The following is a 17351-nucleotide window of genomic DNA, read 5'->3' as shown; positions in this document are numbered from 1 at the left end:
GGCCCCAGGATCTCAACGGTTGGACTGATGATCAGTGATCGTCACCTTCGTCATCGTCTGCGCCGTCCACGTTCATGCCCAGTTCCTTGATCTTGCGGGTGAGGGTGTTGCGCCCCCAGCCCAGCAGCAGCGCCGCATCGCGCCGACGGCCGGCGGTATGCTTGAGCGCGGTCTCGATCATGATCCGCTCGAAGCTGGGCACTGCGCTGTCGAGCAGGTTCGACTGGCCACGGGCAAGGGCCTGATCGGCCCATTGGCGCAGGGCCTGCTCCCAGTTTGTGACCGGTGCCGCGTCCTGCGGCAGGTTGAGCAGTTCGGGGGGCAGGTCGCCGATCAGCACTTCGCGGCTGGAGGCCATCACGGTGATCCAGCGGCAGGTGTTCTCCAGCTGGCGTACGTTGCCTGGCCATGGCAGGTTGCGGATGAACTCTTCGGTTTCCGGCTTCAGCAACTTGGGCTCCACTGCCAACTCCTGGGCGGCGCGGCCGAGGAAGTGGCGTGCCAGCGCCGGGATGTCTTCGCGGCGGTCGGCCAGGCGCGGAATGTGGATGCGGATCACGTTGAGGCGGTGGAACAAGTCCTCACGGAACTTGCCCGCCTGTACCAACGACTCGAGGTTCTGGTGGGTGGCGGCGATGATCCGCACGTCGACCTTGACCGGTACATGGCCACCGACGCGATAGAACTCGCCATCGGCCAGCACCCGCAGCAGGCGGGTCTGGGTGTCGGCCGGCATGTCGCCGATTTCGTCGAGGAACAGCGTACCGCCATCGGCTTGTTCGAAACGCCCGCGGCGCAGGTTGGCGGCGCCGGTGAAGGCGCCTTTCTCATGGCCGAACAGTTCCGACTCCATCAGGTCCTTGGGTATGGCCGCCATGTTCAGGGCGATGAACGGCGAGGCCGAGCGCGGACTGTGGCGGTGCAGGGCATGGGCCACCAGCTCCTTGCCGGTCCCCGACTCACCGTTGATCAGCACGGTGATGTTGGAGTGGCTGAGGCGGCCGATGGCGCGAAACACCTCCTGCATCGCCGGTGCTTCACCGATGATCTCGGGAGTGCGGGTCAGGTTCTGCGGTACATCCAGGCCTTGCTGCTCCTGCGCGTGCTGATTGGCACGCTTGACCAGCGACACCGCTTCGTCCACGTCGAACGGCTTGGGCAGGTACTCGAACGCGCCGCCCTGGTAGGACGCCACGGCGCTGTCCAGGTCGGAATGGGCGGTCATGATGATGACCGGCAGGCGCGGGTGCTGCTCGCGGATCTGTGCCAGCAGGTCGAGTCCGCTGGCGCCGGGCATGCGGATATCGGAGATGATCACGTCGGGTTGCTGGCGCGCCAGGCGACCCATCACGCCATCGGCGCTGTCGAAGCTCTGGGTGGTCATGCCTTCCTGTTGCAGGGCTTTTTCCAGTACCCAGCGGATGGAGCGATCATCATCGACGATCCATACGGTTTCACTTCGGCTCATGAGGCGGTGGCTCCTTGTTCCAAGGGCAGGAAGATCGAGAAGGCGGTGTGCCCTGCGTGGCTTTCACACTCGATCAGGCCCTGGTGCTGGCTAATGATGTTCTGGGTGATGGCCAGGCCCAGCCCGGTACCGTCCGGGCGCCCGCTGACCATGGGATAGAAGAGGGTGTCCTGCAGTTCCGCAGGAATGCCCGGGCCGTTGTCGATGATTTCGACCCGGGCTACCAAACGGTGGCGTACATGGCCGATGGTGAACTGGCGTACCGCTCGGCTGCGCAAGGAGATGCGACCCAGCCGCAGTTCGTTCTGCGAGCTGATCGCCTGCATGGCGTTGCGCACGATGTTGAGCACCGCCTGGATCATCTGCTCGCGGTCGATCAGCACGTCCGGCAGGCTTGGGTCGTAGTCACGCACCAAAGTGATGCAGCCCTGGCTTTCTGCCTCGACCAGGCTGCAAACGCGCTCCAGCACTTCGTGGATGTTGGTCATGGCCAGTGAAGGCAGCTTGTTCGAGCCGAGCATGCGGTCGACCAGGTTACGCAAGCGGTCGGCTTCTTCGATGATCACGTTGGTGTAGTCGCGCAGGCCGTCGTCGGGCAGTTCTCGGGCGAGCAGTTGCGCCGCGCCGCGGATGCCGCCGAGCGGGTTCTTTATTTCGTGGGCCAGGCCGCGCACCAGCATCTTGGTGGTTTCCTGCTTGCTCAGCTGGGCTTCTTCCTTGGTGATGCGCAGCAGGCGATCGCGTGGGTGCACCTCCAGCAGGAGCAGGGTATTGCCCTGGTGCAGGATCGGCGTGACGGCGTAGTCGACGGTGATGGTCTGCCCGGTCAGCGAGGTCAGTTGCGCCTCGCGCTTGGTGAACGGGTGCGCCTGTTCCACCGCCTGGCGCAGCGAGTTGAGCGCCTCGGTGGATTCGGTGAACAGCTCGCTGATGAACTGCCCGTGGCTGCGCTGGCCGCTGACGGCGAGAAGCATTTCCGCAGCCGGATTCATGTACTCCAGGCGCAGTTCGCCATTGAGCAGGAGCGTGGCGGTGGTCAGGTTGTCCAGAAGCAGACGGTGCTGTGCATCGCTGATGGTCATAAGGCGTCGTTGACCTCTATTGGCGCCGGCCTGGCAATGCGTGGCCAGGGCGTGGCGCGCTGTGGATCCGCTGATACCCGGAAAATGCAAGAAACAAACCAAGGCTCCGAAAAGAAGCGGAATTTGCCGATAAAGGCCTGCAACTGCGCAAATTCGGACCAGAATTTTCTGGTTTCGGGTTTCTTATGACCTTTTTTGGGGTGCATCGAGGGGCGTCGGTCTTTTTAATGCACCAATATAGAGCATAGAGGATTCAGTCGTTATGACACAGCTGGCCGGTGGCGCGAACCATGGCTTGCTTTAGCATCGGGCTCAACGTCTTCCCCTCGATCCTCGCCATCACCTGGCTGGCGCAATCGGGGCGATAGTTGTTCTCGAATTTGGCGAGGCTCTTCAGTAGCTGGTCCTGGAGGCTGTCCAGCTGAGGCCTGAGCGTCGTATACAGGTCGCGGCGGGGCACTTCAGGGGCTGCGCCGCGTGCTTGCCATTGGTGGATCAACCCGTACTGCACCATCTTGTTGGCTTCGATCTGGTCAGCGAAGAAGTCAGCGGCGCGCTCTGGTGCGAGTTGATAGCGCCATGCGCTGTGACGAACGTTGGTCAGCACCTGCTGCTCGCGCGCTACCGCTTGCACCGCCTGGGCCGTATCCCATTTGTGCAGTGCGATTTCCTCGGCGATTGCCAGGCGCTGCTGGATCTGCGCAAGCAGCGTGTCCATCGGCTCGTCTCTGGCGACCACCGGTGGCTGGCATTGGGCTTCGCGCTGGGAGAAGGTGAGATGATCGGCTCCGGCATGGAACATCAACACCGTGGCCGGCTCATCCGCTGTATGCCCTCGATGCACGTCGTTGACGACCTCGGCGAGGCTGTCGCCCGCCGTCAGTCGTATCCGTTTGCCTCCGGTGGTTTCCACCTCGAGTTTGCCTTCTTGCAGGTAGCCGAGGGTGAAGGTTTGATGGCAATGCCAGTCAAGGGTGGTGTTGGCGGGTATGCTGACTTTCACCAACGACAGCATGGGCTGCCCTTCGGGATAGTGCGTGTAGGGCGTGCCATCCCAGCTGGCGGTGGCACGATGGAGTACCTCGGAACGCACTTGGCCGGGTTCGGCGGTGCTTTTGCCGCAGCCAGCCAGAAGTGCGGCTAGCACAAGGGTGATGGGAACTAAGGTGCGCATGGTGGTGTGCTCTATGAAAAAAATGAGCGCTTACCCTGCGAGTTTTCATTGTCGGAGGCTGCCGGTGTGAGCTGAGTTTTTTGAACGAAAAAAGGCCTCCCGAGGGAGGCCTTTTCCTAGATCGACGGGTTGACCCCGTCGATTGGCTTACACGCTGTAGTACAGATCGTATTCCAGCGGGTGAACGAAGGTGCGGACCTTGATCTCTTCTTCCGACTTCAGCTCGATGTAGGCATCGATGAAGTCGTCGGAGAACACGCCACCCTTGGTCAGGAACGCACGGCCCTTGTCCAGCTCTTCCAGGGCTTCCTTCAGGCTACCGCAAACCTGTGGGATTTCCTTGGCCTCTTCAGGCGGCAGGTCGTACAGGTTCTTGTCGGCGGCATCGCCTGGGTGGATCTTGTTCTGGATACCGTCCAGGCCGGCCATCAGCAGTGCAGCGAAGCACAGGTACGGGTTGGCAGCCGGGTCCGGGAAGCGCGCTTCGATACGGCGGGCTTTCGGGCTGGAAACGTAAGGAATACGGATCGAGGCCGAACGGTTACGCGCCGAGTAGGCCAGCATTACCGGGGCTTCGAAACCTGGAACCAGACGCTTGTAGGAGTTGGTGGCCGGGTTGGTGAAGCCGTTCAGGGCCTTACCGTGCTTGATGATACCGCCGATGAAGTACAGGGCGGTGTCGGACAGGCCGGCATAGCCTTCACCCGAGAAGGTGTTCTTGCCGTCTTTGGAGATCGACATGTGAACGTGCATGCCCGAGCCGTTGTCGCCGTACAGCGGCTTCGGCATGAAGGTCGCGGTCTTGCCGTAGGCGTCGGCTACGTTGTGCACGCAGTACTTCAGGGTCTGAACTTCGTCAGCCTTGGTGACCAGGGTGTTGAACTTCACACCGATTTCGTTCTGGCCGGCAGTCGCCACTTCGTGGTGGTGAACTTCGATGACCAGGCCCATTTCTTCCATGGCGTTGCACATGGCAGTACGGATTTCGTGGTCGTGGTCGCACGGCGGAACCGGGAAGTAGCCGCCTTTGACGGCAGGGCGGTGGCCCTTGTTGCCGCCTTCGACGTCCTGGTCGGTCATCCAGGAGCCTTGCTCGGAGTAGATCTTGAACATCGAGCCGGAGATGTCCGACTTGAACTTGACCTGGTCGAAGATGAAGAACTCAGGCTCCGGGCCGACGAATACGGTGTCACCGATACCGGTGGACTTCAGGAACTCTTCGGCACGCTTGGCGATGGCGCGTGGGTCGCGGTCGTAGCCTTGCATGGTGGACGGCTCGATCACGTCGCAGACCAGGATCAGGGTCGGCTCTTCGGTGAACGGGTCCAGCACGGCGGAGGAGTCATCCGGCAGCAGAATCATGTCGGAAGCTTCGATGCCTTTCCAGCCTTCGATTGACGAGCCGTCGAACATCTTGCCAGCTTCGAAGAAGTCGTCTTCCAGCGCGTCGCGAGCCGGCATGGTGACGTGGTGCTGCTTGCCTTTGGTGTCCGTGAAACGCAGATCAATCCACTTAACGTCATGATCTTTGATGAGTTGAACCGACTTCGACATGTTGTCCTCCGGATGAACGAGAGCGCGGTGGGCCGCTGCCCTGGAAAAAGGGTGTTGCCGGGCGCGGATAGTCGGCCAAGCTTACCTGCCTCACAAGGGAGCAAATTGCATGCCAGTGCCCGAAAATGGCGAGGGCGGGATAAAAGGGGGCGTTTGCGGGCATTTGACCGGCGTCCGGCGTGAAAAAGTGCACCCTTTGGAGGCGTTTCTTTGAGGCTTTGCACCAAATATGTGCGAGTCGCGGTTTTTGTGGTGCGCCTGAGATCGCGCCTCCCGCGCGGCGCTCGATCTCACAGGCAGGGTAAAACCCGCCCTTTGGCATCCCTCTCAAACGCCCTGACCAAAAGTTGGTCAAAACCTGAGCAATTTCCGCTATAATTCGCGCCCCTCATTTTCGGCAGGCCCTGCGCGCGCTGTTAACCCAATGAAACTTATCGTCAAAGTCTTCCCAGAAATCACCATCAAGAGCCGGCCGGTGCGCAAGCGCTTCATCCGCCAGCTCGGCAAGAACATCCGCGTCGTGCTCAAGGATCTCGATCCAGAGCTCGCGGTCGATGGTGTCTGGGACAATCTCGAAGTGGTCACCCGCGTCGAGGACGAGAAGGTCCAGCGCGAGATGGTCGAGCGCCTCAGCTGCACGCCGGGTATCACCCACTTCCTGCAGGTCGAGGAATACCCGCTGGGCGACTTCGACGACATCGTCGAGAAGTGCAAGCAGCACTTCGGCCACCTGCTGGCCGGCAAGCGCTTCGCCGTGCGCTGCAAGCGCGGTGGTCACCACGATTTCACCTCGATGGACGTCGACCGCTATGTCGGCAGTCAGTTGCGCCAGCAGTGCGGCGCTGCCGGCATCGACCTCAAAGCACCAGAAGTCCTGGTGCGTATCGAGATTCGCGACCAGCGCCTGTACGTGATCCACAATCAGCACCAGGGCATCGGCGGCTACCCGCTGGGCGCCCTGGAGCAGACCCTGGTACTGATGTCCGGCGGCTTCGACTCCACCGTGGCGGCCTACCAGATGATGCGCCGTGGCCTGATGACCCACTTCTGCTTCTTCAACCTCGGTGGCCGTGCCCACGAGTTGGGGGTGATGGAGGTGGCCCACTACCTGTGGAAGAAGTTCGGCAGCAGCCAGCGCGTGCTGTTCATCAGCGTGCCGTTCGAGGAAGTGGTCGGCGAGATTCTCAACAAGGTCGACAACAGCTACATGGGCGTGACCCTCAAGCGCATGATGCTGCGCGCCGCCGCGCGCATGGCCGACCGCCTCGAGATCGATGCGCTGGTCACCGGCGAGGCGATTTCCCAGGTGTCCAGCCAGACCCTGCCGAACCTGTCGATCATCGATTCGGCCACCGACAAGCTGGTCCTGCGCCCGCTGCTGGCCAGCCACAAGCAGGACATCATCGACCAGGCCTACGCGATCGGCACCGCCGACTTCGCCAAGCACATGCCGGAGTACTGCGGGGTGATCTCGGTGAACCCGACCACCCATGCCAAGCGCCACCGCATGGAGCACGAAGAGAAGCAGTTCGACATGGAGGTACTTGAGCGTGCGCTGGAGCGCGCCAAGCTGATCTCCATCGACCACGTGATCGACGAGTTGGGCAAGGACATCGAGATCGAGGAAGTGGCCGAGGCCCTGCCCGGTCAGATCGTCATCGACATCCGCCACCCCGATGCCCAGGAGGACGAACCTCTGGTGCTCGAAGGCATCGAAGTCCAGGCCATGCCGTTCTACGCGATCAACAGCAAGTTCAAGCAGCTCGATGGCAATCGCCAGTACCTGCTGTATTGCGACAAGGGTGTGATGAGCCGTTTGCACGCACACCACCTGCTCAGTGAGGGACATGCCAATGTGCGTGTTTATCGTCCGACATAAGACGCCGGGGTTGTATGGCGGCAGTATTCGCCATCGCCCTCCCGACCGCCGGGCCCGCTGAGCCTTAAACAGTACATATTGGCCGCCTAGACTAGGCGGCAACCGAATCCTCTGATCGAGATACAGTTGTGATCGAAAATCTGCGTAACATCGCCATCATCGCCCACGTTGACCATGGTAAAACCACCCTGGTCGACAAACTCCTGCGCCAATCCGGCACCCTGGAGCGTAACGAGCTCAACGACGAGCGCGTGATGGACTCCAACGACCAGGAAAAAGAGCGCGGCATTACCATTCTGGCGAAAAACACCGCCATCAACTGGAACGGCTACCACATCAACATCGTCGACACCCCCGGTCACGCCGACTTCGGTGGCGAGGTTGAGCGTGTAATGTCGATGGTCGACTCCGTGCTGCTGCTGGTCGACGCCCAAGACGGCCCGATGCCGCAAACCCGCTTCGTGACCAAGAAGGCCTTCGAAGCCGGCCTCAAGCCGATCGTCGTGATCAACAAGGTCGACCGTCCGGGCGCGCGTCCTGACTGGGTTCTGGACCAGATCTTCGACCTGTTCGACAACCTCGGCGCCACCGATGAACAGCTGGACTTCAAAGTCGTCTACGCCTCGGCCCTGAACGGCATCGCCGGTCTGGACCACACTGACATGGGCGAAGACATGACCGCGCTGTACCAGTCGATCGTCGACAACGTACCGGCACCGAGCGTTGACCGTGACGGTCCGTTCCAGATGCAGATCTCCGCACTGGACTACAACAGCTTCCTCGGTGTTATCGGCGTTGGCCGTATCGCCCGTGGTCGCGTCAAGCCGAACACCCCGGTCGTCGCCATCGACACCAACGGCAAGAAGCGTAACGGTCGTATCCTCAAGCTGATGGGTCACCACGGCCTGCACCGCATCGACGTCGAAGAAGCCCAGGCTGGCGACATCGTCTGCATCAGCGGTTTCGACGAGCTGTTCATTTCCGACACCCTGTGCGCCCCGGATGCGGTAGAAGCGATGAAGCCGCTGACCGTTGACGAGCCGACCGTTTCCATGACCTTCCAGGTCAACGATTCGCCGTTCTGCGGTAAAGAAGGCAAGTTCGTCACCAGCCGTAACATCAAGGACCGCCTGGACAAGGAGCTGCTGTACAACGTTGCTCTGCGTGTTCAGGAAACCGACTCCCCTGACAAGTTCAAGGTCTCGGGCCGTGGTGAGCTGCACCTGTCGGTGCTGATCGAAACCATGCGTCGTGAAGGCTTCGAGATGGCCGTGGGCCGTCCTGAAGTGATCATCCGCGAAGTCGACGGCGTCAAGCAGGAGCCGTTCGAGAACGTCACCATCGACATCCCTGAAGAATCCCAGGGCAAGGTCATGGAAGAGATGGGTCTGCGTAAAGGCGACCTGACCAACATGGTGCCGGATGGCAAGGGCCGTGTTCGCCTGGAATACAACATTCCAGCCCGTGGTCTGATCGGTTTCCGTAACCAGTTCCTGACCCTGACCAACGGTGCAGGCATCCTGACCTCGATCTTCGATCGCTACGACACCATGAAGTCGGGCCAGATGTCTGGCCGCCTCAACGGCGTACTGGTTTCGGTCGAGACCGGCAAGGCACTGACCTACTCGCTGGAGACCCTGCAGGCGCGTGGCAAGCTGTTCGTTGAACACGGCCAGGAGATCTACAACGGTCAGATCATCGGCCTGAACAGCCGTGACAACGACCTGGGCGTGAACCCGACCAAAGGCAAGAAGCTCGACAACATGCGTGCTTCGGGCAAGGACGAAGTCATCGCCCTGGTACCGCCAGTTCGCCACACCCTGGAACAGGCCCTGGAATTCATCCAGGACGACGAGCTGTGCGAAGTCACGCCGAAGTCGATCCGTCTGCGCAAGAAGATCCTGGACGAAGGCGAGCGTACCCGCGCTGCCAAGAAAGCCAAGAACTGAGTTAGCTCAGGCTGAATGAAAACGCCCCGGTCGAAAGGCCGGGGCGTTTTTGTTTGTCTGCGGTAATGGTCAGCCTGTCATGCCCAGCTCGGCGTCGTCCATTAAGGCCTTGGCCAGGGCGCTGAGGTAGTACGCGGCCCAGATCTGTTGTGGGTCGTTGTCCATTACCGCGTTGAGCGTGAGGTCGCGGACACAGCCTATCAGTTCGGACGCTTGTTCGCGGGCATGCTGGCAGGGAATGCCGGGGGCGATCTGGAACAGGGCCTGTTTGTGTTTTTCACCCTGGTAGAAGCAGGTTTTGCCTGGGGTAGTCTTGTTGTCGTCGGTCATGGGTTCCTCTCCCTGATTCTTGTTGTGGAAGCGACGCAGATCAATGCAGGCTTCCGCTACGCTCCACGGCGATCGACAAGGCATCTGCCTGGCCCCAGGCCAGCTGCACGGCACGCAGGCCATTTACCAGTGTCTCTCGCGTCTGCTCATCGGCAATGCCGTCAAGGGCGCGGTGGCTATGGTTGTAGGCGATCATCAGCTAGTGGGTGATGTTGACCACGACGTAGTCGAGGGGGACAAGGTTTTTGCAGATGGCATGGGTGAGGGTCGTGCCGTCTGGTAGGTCGAAGTGGTGGGGTGGAGCGAGGACGATCTTTGTCATATTGGCACCATGTAGTTCATGTGCCACCCCTCGGTTTCCACACATTGGGGTGACAGCTGTACACGGGGTGGAAAACCAGGCACATGATAAACCCGGTAGGCCCGAGGCCTCCCGCGTACAGCTGTCATGACGACAGTCATCATGTTGAATTGCCGGGTTTCCACACCCGATCGCTGAACCGTTCAGCGACCTGGGCAGCCTAGAGAGATAGGTTTCCAGCCACAATCAGACGCTAGCCGACAGAGCTTGTAGGGTATTTCGCGGGGGCTGATGCCGCTAGGGCACATGTGTAGGAGAGTTCCGAATGTGCTGTGAGTTTCAGGAGTTCGCCGTGACATTTTCAGCGGCGATGAGATCGAGCGCCGCGCGGGCGGCGCTCGATGTTCGCCACGGCATCAGAACCAAGACATGCGCCCGGTGGCCATCACCCGTTCACAATGCAAATCACCGCCCTGCCACCTTGGGCTTATAGGCACAATACCCCGGCCGCGGCCCGACCTTGGGGTGGTTGCGGCAGGTATCCGGGCGCTTGTCGTAGATCGTGCACAAGCGGCTCTTGCGATCCAGGTACAGGCAATCGTCGTTGCTCATCCGGGTCAGGGTGAAGATCCCCGACTTCTGGTTGAAGCGCTCGATGATGCCGTCCTTCTGCAGGCGTTTGGCGATGTTCTTCGGTGGCTCGTCCTTTTCGAACTCATCCACCACGCCAATGCGGATCAGATCCTTGATCTTCACCTCCACCGGCAGGGTGCAACAGGTCGAATGGCAGCCGTGGCACATGTGGCTGGCGTAGCGCTGCCAGGTCTCCAGGCTGTCGACTTCGGCGGCGGCGATCAGGGTGGTTTTCATCGTTATATAGGGCGGATCACGGTCTTTGGGCGCGCGATCATACCGGAGTTGTTCAATTTGTGAACAACCTTTTGACCGATTGCACGGCGCTTTGCGAAAAGCCGCATGAAAACCGCGAACCCAGGCTGTCGCTCCCGGTCGAACCGACTAGGCTCAACAGTCTCCCTCCGTATTCGTCAACTTGCCCGAGGATGCCGCATGTCCCAGGAACCCAAAGCTCGTGACGCCGAGGTGGCCGAATTCCGCGCCGCTGTACTGGACAAGCTGACCTACGCGGTCGGCAAGGACCCCGAGCATGCCTTCGATCACGACTGGTTCGAAGCCATCGCCCTGGCCGCGCGCGATCACATGGTCGACCACTGGATGGATCACACCCGTCAGGCGTACCGCCGCAGCCAGAAGCGGGTGTACTACCTCTCCCTGGAATTTCTCATCGGACGCCTGCTCTACGACAGCCTGAGCAACCTTGGCCTGCTCGACGTCGCTCGCGAAGCGCTCGAAGGCCTGGACGTCGACCTCGAGCGCATCCGCCTGCTCGAGCCCGATGCGGCGCTGGGCAACGGCGGCCTGGGGCGGCTGGCCGCCTGCTTCATGGAAAGCATGTCGACCTTGGGCATCGCCGCCCATGGCTACGGCATTCGCTACGAGCACGGCCTGTTCCGCCAGGCCCTGGTCGATGGCTGGCAGCAGGAGCAGACCGAGAACTGGCTGGATTTCGGAAACCCCTGGGAGTTCGAGCGGGCCGAGGTGATCTACCCGATCAGCTTCGGCGGCAGCGTCGAAACGGTGCACGACGCCCACGGCCAGCAACGCCAGGTATGGTGGCCGGGCGAAACGGTACGGGCGGTGGCCTACGACACGCCCGTGGTGGGCTGGCGTGGCTCCAGCGTCAACACCCTGCGCCTGTGGCGGGCGCGTGCCCTGGAAGAGCTGCACCTGGAGCGCTTCAATGCCGGTGACCACCTGGGCGCGGTGGCCGAGGTGGCCCGCGCCGAAAGCATCTCGCGGGTGCTGTACCCGGCCGACAGCACCGAGGCCGGCCAGGAACTGCGCCTGCGCCAGGAGTACTTCTTCGTCTCGGCGTCGCTGCAGGACCTGCTGCGCCGTCACCTGAACATGCACGACAACTTGCTCAACCTGCCGGATGCAGCGGCCATCCAGCTCAACGACACCCACCCGTCGATCGCCGTGGCCGAGCTGATGCGCCTGTTGGTCGACCAGCACGAGATAACCTGGGACACAGCCTGGGAGCTGACCGTCGGCACCCTGGCCTACACCAACCACACCCTGCTGCCCGAGGCTCTGGAAACCTGGCCGGTAGCGCTGATGGAGCGCATGTTGCCGCGGCACATGCAGATCATCTACCTGATCAACGCCTACCACATCGACGCCTTGCGGGCGAAGGGCATGCACGATTTCGACGTGCTGCGCGCAGTGTCGCTGATCGAGGAAGACAACGGCCGCCGGGTGCGCATGGGCAACCTGGCGTTTCTCGGCTCGCACAGCGTCAACGGGGTCTCGGCGCTGCACAGCAAGCTGATGAAGAGCACGGTTTTTTCCGAGTTGCACAAGCTCTACCCGCAGCGGATCAACAACAAGACCAACGGCATCACCTTCCGCCGCTGGCTGTACCAGTCCAACCCGCAGTTGACCGAGATGCTCGTCGAAGCGCTCGGGCCGGAGCTCAAGGACGATCCGGAGCGGTTGCTGGCCAACCTGGTGCCGTTCGCCGACAAGGCGGGTTTCCGCAAGCAGTTCGCCGCGCAGCGCCTGCACAGCAAGCGTGCACTGGCTAGCATCATCCAGGATCGCCTGGGCGTCACGGTCAACCCCGAGGCGCTGTTCGACGTGCAGGTCAAGCGCATCCACGAGTACAAGCGCCAGTTGCTCAACCTGCTGCACACCGTGGCGCTGTACCAGGCCATGCGCAACGACCCCGGCACCAACTGGGTGCCGCGGGTGAAGATCTTCGCCGGCAAGGCCGCGGCCAGCTACCACCAGGCCAAGCTGATCATCAAGCTGGCCAACGATATCGCCCGGGTGGTCAACAACGACCCAACCCTGCGCGGCTTGCTCAAGGTGGTGTTCCTGCCCAACTACAACGTCAGCCTGGCCGAAAGCATCATCCCCGCGGCCGACCTGTCCGAGCAGATATCCACCGCTGGCTATGAGGCCTCGGGCACCAGCAACATGAAGTTCGGGCTCAACGGCGCGCTGACCATCGGCACCCTCGATGGCGCCAACGTGGAGATGTGCGAGCACGTGGGGGCCGAGAACATGTTCATCTTCGGCCTGACCGCGCAGCAGGTGGAGGCGCGCCGGCGGGCGGGCGACTTCGGCGCCAGTGCCGCCATCGCCGCCTCAAGCCGTCTTAACGATGTGTTGCAGGCGATCCGCAGTGGGGTGTTCTCGCCGGATGATCCGGGGCGCTATGCCGGGCTGGTGGACGGGCTGGTGGCCTACGACCGCTTCCTGGTCTGCGCCGACTTCGAAGCCTACTGGGAGGCCCAGAGCCGGGTCGAGGCGCTGTGGCACACGCCCCAGGAATGGTGGCGCATGGCGGTGCTCAATACTGCGCGGATGGGCTGGTTCTCTTCGGACCGGACCATTCGCGAGTATGCCGGGGAGATCTGGAAGGCGCTGGATTGAAGTAGCGCGCTGGAACCCTGTGGGAGATCACCCAGCCCTTGTGGGAGCGGGCTTGTCCCGCGAATGGGGCGACGCGGTGAATGGCACCGGCTTCGCCGGTGTTCGCGGGGCAAGCCCGCTCCCACAGAGCCAAGCTGAACAATGAGTTATGTTTTGTTCTATGAGAGCGGCCTGGTGTACGGGGCAACCGACCGCTGACCGGGTGCCTGCTGAACTCAAGGCCGGAACTCGAGTCTCTTTGCTCGCTAGCCTGCAACTCTCCCTGTAAACTGCGGGGGTTTTCTCCCCCTATCCTTCGGAGCCATACATGTCCCGCGTTACCCTGAGTCGCTATCTGATTGAGCAGACCCGCAGCAACAATACCCCTGCCGATCTGCGCTTCCTGATCGAAGTGGTGGCGCGTGCGTGCAAGGAAATCAGCCACCATGTGTCCAAAGGCGCCCTCGGCGGCGTACTGGGCAGCATGGGCACCGAGAACGTGCAGGGCGAAGTCCAGAAGAAGCTGGACGTGATCTCCAACGACATCCTGCTCGAAGCCAACGAATGGGGCGGCCACCTGGCCGGCATGGCGTCCGAGGAAATGGACAACGCCTACCAGATCCCGGGCAAGTACCCCAAGGGTGCCTACCTGCTGGTCTTCGACCCGCTGGACGGTTCGTCGAACATCGACGTCAACGTCTCGGTCGGCACCATCTTCTCGGTACTGCGTTGCCCTAACGAGTACCTGAGCCAGAACGAAACCCTCAACGAAAACGCCTTCCTGCAGCCAGGCACCCAGCAGGTCGCCGCCGGTTACGCCATCTACGGCCCGCAGACCATGCTGATCCTGACCCTGGGCAACGGCGTCAAGGGCTTCACCCTGGACCGCGAACTGGGCAGCTTCGTCCTGACCCACGAGAACATCCAGGTGCCGGCAACCACCGCCGAGTTCGCCATCAACATGTCCAACCAGCGCCACTGGGAAGCCCCGGTACAGCGCTACGTGGGCGAGCTGCTGGCCGGTGAGACCGGGCCGCTGAAGAAGAATTACAACATGCGCTGGATCGCCTCGATGGTGGCCGACGTGCACCGCATCCTGACCCGTGGCGGCCTGTTCATGTACCCACGTGACGCCCGCGAGCCGAGCAAGCCGGGCAAGCTGCGCCTGATGTACGAAGCCAACCCGATGTCGTTCATCATCGAACAGGCCGGCGGCGCATCCACCAACGGTTACGAGCGTATCCTCGACATCCAGCCAGAAAGCCTGCACCAGCGTGTGTCGGTGATCCTCGGCTCGAAGGAAGAGGTCGAGCGCGTGACCGCCTACCACAAGGAGTAAGTCATGCTCGCACCTTGGCAGCCGTTGCTGGAATGGTGGTTCGGTTGGGGCACCAGTGCCCAGGCCGTGGCTGACGAGAAGAGTACGCTGTGGTTCGGCAAGCATCACGATGCCGAAGCCCAGGCGCTGTTTGGCGATCTGGTCGAGCAAGCCCTGGCGGGCGGGCTCGACGAGTGGCAGCAGTCGCCGCAGGGCTGGCTGGGCCTGCTGATCTTGCTGGACCAACTGCCGCGCATGATCTACCGCGACACGCCTCGCGCCTTCGAGGGCGACCGGCGAGCGCAGGTGGTGGCGATGCAGGGGCTACAGAAGGCCTGGGATTACCAGTTGCTGCCGATCCAGCGGGTGTTCGTGCTGCTGGTGCTGGAGCATGCCGAGGTGCTCGATTGGCAGAACCTGAGCGTCGAGCGCTACCAGATGCTGCTGGAAGAGCAGCCTGAGGCCAACCAGCGCTTGTTCGAAGGCTTCCTCGACTATGCCGAGCAGCACCAGCGGGTGATTGCCCGGTTCGGGCGCTTCCCGCATCGCAACCTGATGCTGAATCGTCCGAGCACCAGTGAAGAGATGGACTTCTTGCTGGAGCCTGGATCCAGGTTCTAGTGCCAGTGGGGCTGCTTTGCAGCCCTTTCGCGGCGCAAGGCCGCTCCTACAAGGGATCGCAGTTTCCTGTAGGAGCGGCCTTGTGCCGCGAAAGGGTCGCAAATCGACCCCAGTGGTTTCAGATCCGGAAACTCCCCACCAGATGCTGCAACCGCTCGGCCTGGCGCTCCAGGTCGGTGCAGGCACGCAACGTGCTCTGCAGGTTCAGTACCCCTTCCTGATTCAAGGTATTGATCTCGTTGATGTCGACATTGATCGACTCGACCACGGCCGTCTGCTCCTCGGTCGCGGTGGCCACCGACTGGTTCATGCCATCGATCTCGCCAATGCGCTGGGTAACGCTGCCCAGGCGCTGACCCGCCTGGTTGGCGATGCCGACGCTGTGGTCGCTGTGCTGGCGGCTCTGGTTCATGGTGCTGACCGCCGTCTGCGCGCCGGCCTGCAGTTCCTCGATCAGGCTCTGTACCTGCTGCGCCGATTCCTGGGTGCGATGGGCCAGGTTGCGCACCTCGTCCGCCACCACCGCGAAGCCGCGCCCGGCCTCACCGGCACGCGCCGCCTCGATCGCGGCATTGAGCGCCAGCAGGTTGGTCTGCTGGGAGATGCCACTGATCACGTCGAGGATCTGGCCGATATTGGCGGTGTGGGCATTGAGCGTCTCGATGTTGCCGCAGGCGTCGCTGATGCGCGCCGACAGTTGGTTCATCACCTCGATGGTATTGCCCACCACTTGCTGGCCGTCCTCGGCCAAGCCCCGCGCCTCGCTGGAGTGCTGCGAGGCCAGTGCCGCGTTCTGGGCGATTTCCTGGGCGGCGGCGCCCAGTTGGTTGATCGCCGCAGCCACGCTGCTGGTCCGGCTGGATTGCTGGTCGGCCTTGTCGATCGAGGCATTGGAGGCATTCACCACCTGTGCGGCAACGGCATTGACCTGGCCGGTGGCCGAGGCCACCTCGCGGATCGACTCGTGGATACGCTCGACGAAGCGGTTGAACGATTGGCCGAGGCTGCCGAATTCGTCCTGGGCATGGATGGTCAGGCGCCGAGTGAGGTCGCCTTCGCCCTCGGCGATGTCGCGCATGGCCCGGCCCATCACATGCAGCGGGGCCATCAGTACGCGAATCAGCAAGCCGAGCAGGGCGATGATCGCCACTACCGCGATCAGCGTCGCGACCATGGCCGAGGTGCGTAGCTCGCCGAGCATGGCGAAGGCGGCGTCCTGATCCAGCACCAGCGCGACGTACCAGTCGGCCGACGGCACGCCCTCGACGCGGGTGAAGCTGATGAACTGCTCGCGGCCACCCTCGCTTACCGCCTGCAGGCCAGCGGCGATGCGCGGCGTACCTTGCGGATAGAGGTCGGCCAGGGACTTGAGCGCCATCTCGGCCTTGGGATGGATGAGCACCTTGCCTTCGCCGTTGACGATGAAGGCGTGGCCCTGGCCATCGAAATCGAGGGCGTTGACCAGGTTGCTGATGGTTTGCAGGTCGGTGTCGGCGCCGCTGACACCGATCAGTCGGCCATCCTGCTGCACCGGGGTAGCCAGCGTGATCACCAGCTTGCCGCTGGACGCCGCGATGTATGGCTCGGTGACGATGGTCTGGCTGGCGCCGCTGGCGGCCTTGTACCAGCCGCGCGCGCGTGGGTCGTAATCGGCGGCACGGTTACCCGCCGGCACCGACTGCATGCTGCCGTCCTGGCCGCCGAAGTAGGTGAGCTGGAAATTGCGAGCGTATACCGGCAGTGCCAGGCTGCGCGCGAGGCTGGTAGTGGCTGGGCCATCCACGGCCACTTGCTGGGCCAGGGAGTCGAGCAACTGGATGCGGCTGTCGAGCCAGGTGCGGATGGTGCCTGCGGACAGCCTACCGAGGTCTTGCAGGTTGGTCTGTACATCGTTGCGCAACGACTGGCGTTGGCGGTAGTCGTTGAACAGCACGAAACAGCTAAAGGCGACGGCCACCACGAGGGCGGCGGCCAACAGGATCTTGTGGCTGAACTTCAGGTTCTTGGTCATTTTTTTCGGTCTGCGCAAGGCAATTCGGAGAGTGCTGCCATGGCGATGTGCCACAGCGTATACGCTGTGTCGTCACCGTCCGGGAGAAGCTTGAACGTTTGCGCAGCACCAGCCGACCAACGGCTAAAAACGAAAGGGGGGAGAGTAGGGAACCAGGGACCGATTT

Annotated in this window: 13 protein-coding genes and 1 pseudogene; 5 read left to right on the top strand and 9 right to left on the bottom strand. The window is 62.1% G+C overall.

Features of this window, described 5'->3' with window-relative positions; genetic code table 11:
- Positions 1–31 precede the first annotated feature (31 nt).
- From ntrC to glnA, 4 genes are all read right to left on the bottom strand, one after another.
- Positions 32–1468: a nitrogen regulation protein NR(I) gene (gene ntrC / locus E6B08_RS28285; protein ID WP_136916987.1), complete on the bottom strand. Its 1437-nt coding sequence runs from the start codon at positions 1466–1468 to the stop codon at positions 32–34.
- Positions 1465–2550 carry a nitrogen regulation protein NR(II) gene (glnL, locus tag E6B08_RS28280; protein ID WP_136916986.1) on the bottom strand — a complete coding sequence of 362 codons (1086 nt, stop codon included), beginning with the start codon at positions 2548–2550 and terminating at the stop codon, positions 1465–1467. Before glnL ends, ntrC begins: the two co-directional genes overlap by 4 nt.
- 253 nt (positions 2551–2803) lie before the next feature.
- Complete coding sequence (aroQ, locus tag E6B08_RS28275; RefSeq protein WP_238349271.1) at positions 2804–3565, bottom strand: gamma subclass chorismate mutase AroQ; 762 nt, start codon at positions 3563–3565, stop codon at positions 2804–2806.
- Between the two features lie 306 nt (positions 3566–3871).
- Positions 3872–5278: a glutamate--ammonia ligase gene (gene glnA, locus E6B08_RS28270; protein WP_136916984.1), complete on the bottom strand. Its 1407-nt coding sequence runs from the start codon at positions 5276–5278 to the stop codon at positions 3872–3874.
- Positions 5279–5702: 424 nt separating this feature from the next.
- Between glnA and thiI the strand changes: the two genes are divergently transcribed.
- The gene (gene thiI, locus E6B08_RS28265) at positions 5703–7157 is read left to right on the top strand and encodes a tRNA uracil 4-sulfurtransferase ThiI (protein WP_136916983.1); all 1455 of its coding nucleotides are present in this window, start codon (positions 5703–5705) and stop codon (positions 7155–7157) included.
- 128 nt (positions 7158–7285) lie between these two features.
- On the top strand, positions 7286–9106 hold the full coding sequence (gene typA, locus E6B08_RS28260) for a translational GTPase TypA (RefSeq protein ID WP_136916982.1): 1821 nt from the start codon (positions 7286–7288) through the stop codon (positions 9104–9106).
- 69 nt (positions 9107–9175) lie between these two features.
- Here the strand turns inward: typA and E6B08_RS28255 are convergent, their stop codons facing one another.
- The 3 genes from E6B08_RS28255 to E6B08_RS28245 form a co-directional block, all read right to left on the bottom strand.
- Positions 9176–9436, bottom strand: a complete 261-nt coding sequence (locus E6B08_RS28255) for a DUF3077 domain-containing protein (protein ID WP_136916981.1) — start codon at positions 9434–9436, stop codon at positions 9176–9178.
- A 40-nt stretch (positions 9437–9476) separates the two neighbouring features.
- Positions 9477–9632 carry a hypothetical protein gene (locus tag E6B08_RS31235; RefSeq protein WP_238349270.1) on the bottom strand — a complete coding sequence of 52 codons (156 nt, stop codon included), beginning with the start codon at positions 9630–9632 and terminating at the stop codon, positions 9477–9479.
- Between the two features lie 570 nt (positions 9633–10202).
- Entirely contained in the window at positions 10203–10607 is a 405-nt protein-coding gene (locus tag E6B08_RS28245) for a YkgJ family cysteine cluster protein (RefSeq protein WP_136916980.1), read from the bottom strand.
- Positions 10608–10805: 198 nt separating this feature from the next.
- On the opposite strand from E6B08_RS28245, the gene E6B08_RS28240 reads away from it, so the two are divergent.
- The 3 genes from E6B08_RS28240 (at position 10806) to E6B08_RS28230 (ending at position 15174) form a co-directional block, all read left to right on the top strand.
- Entirely contained in the window at positions 10806–13256 is a 2451-nt protein-coding gene (locus E6B08_RS28240; RefSeq protein WP_136916979.1) for a glycogen/starch/alpha-glucan phosphorylase, read from the top strand.
- A gap of 307 nt (positions 13257–13563) precedes the next feature.
- The gene (locus E6B08_RS28235; protein WP_136916978.1) at positions 13564–14574 is read left to right on the top strand and encodes a class 1 fructose-bisphosphatase; all 1011 of its coding nucleotides are present in this window, start codon (positions 13564–13566) and stop codon (positions 14572–14574) included.
- 3 nt (positions 14575–14577) lie between these two features.
- On the top strand, positions 14578–15174 hold the full coding sequence (locus E6B08_RS28230; RefSeq protein ID WP_136916977.1) for a DUF924 family protein: 597 nt from the start codon (positions 14578–14580) through the stop codon (positions 15172–15174).
- Positions 15175–15292: 118 nt separating this feature from the next.
- On the opposite strand, the gene E6B08_RS31615 is transcribed toward E6B08_RS28230, so the two are convergent.
- Together E6B08_RS31615 and E6B08_RS31610 are read right to left on the bottom strand one after the other, a co-directional pair.
- Entirely contained in the window at positions 15293–16018 is a 726-nt protein-coding gene (locus tag E6B08_RS31615; RefSeq protein ID WP_409977265.1) for a methyl-accepting chemotaxis protein, read from the bottom strand.
- A 129-nt stretch (positions 16019–16147) separates the two neighbouring features.
- Positions 16148–17185 (bottom strand): annotated as a pseudogene (locus E6B08_RS31610) (cache and HAMP domain-containing protein); the annotation flags it as partial.
- Between the last annotated feature and the right edge of the window lie 166 nt (positions 17186–17351).

The organism is Pseudomonas putida (assembly GCF_005080685.1).
GTDB lineage: Bacteria > Pseudomonadota > Gammaproteobacteria > Pseudomonadales > Pseudomonadaceae > Aquipseudomonas > Aquipseudomonas putida_V.
The sequence above is the reverse complement of the archived record's forward strand: the minus strand, read 5'-3'. Positions and strand labels throughout refer to the sequence as shown.

Excerpts from the sequence above, each read along its gene's own strand:
- E6B08_RS28235 (WP_136916978.1), top strand. The coding sequence starts at position 13,564 with ATGTCCCGCGTTACCCTGAGTCGCTATCTGATTGAGCAGACCCGCAGC.
- E6B08_RS31235 (WP_238349270.1), bottom strand. The coding sequence starts at position 9,632 with ATGATCGCCTACAACCATAGCCACCGCGCCCTTGACGGCATTGCCGAT.
- thiI (WP_136916983.1), top strand. The coding sequence starts at position 5,703 with ATGAAACTTATCGTCAAAGTCTTCCCAGAAATCACCATCAAGAGCCGG.
- ntrC (WP_136916987.1), bottom strand. The coding sequence starts at position 1,468 with ATGAGCCGAAGTGAAACCGTATGGATCGTCGATGATGATCGCTCCATC.
- glnA (WP_136916984.1), bottom strand. The coding sequence starts at position 5,278 with ATGTCGAAGTCGGTTCAACTCATCAAAGATCATGACGTTAAGTGGATT.
- E6B08_RS28245 (WP_136916980.1), bottom strand. The coding sequence starts at position 10,607 with ATGAAAACCACCCTGATCGCCGCCGCCGAAGTCGACAGCCTGGAGACC.
- E6B08_RS28240 (WP_136916979.1), top strand. The coding sequence starts at position 10,806 with ATGTCCCAGGAACCCAAAGCTCGTGACGCCGAGGTGGCCGAATTCCGC.
- glnL (WP_136916986.1), bottom strand. The coding sequence starts at position 2,550 with ATGACCATCAGCGATGCACAGCACCGTCTGCTTCTGGACAACCTGACC.
- aroQ (WP_238349271.1), bottom strand. The coding sequence starts at position 3,565 with ATGCTGTCGTTGGTGAAAGTCAGCATACCCGCCAACACCACCCTTGAC.
- E6B08_RS28230 (WP_136916977.1), top strand. The coding sequence starts at position 14,578 with ATGCTCGCACCTTGGCAGCCGTTGCTGGAATGGTGGTTCGGTTGGGGC.
- E6B08_RS28255 (WP_136916981.1), bottom strand. The coding sequence starts at position 9,436 with ATGACCGACGACAACAAGACTACCCCAGGCAAAACCTGCTTCTACCAG.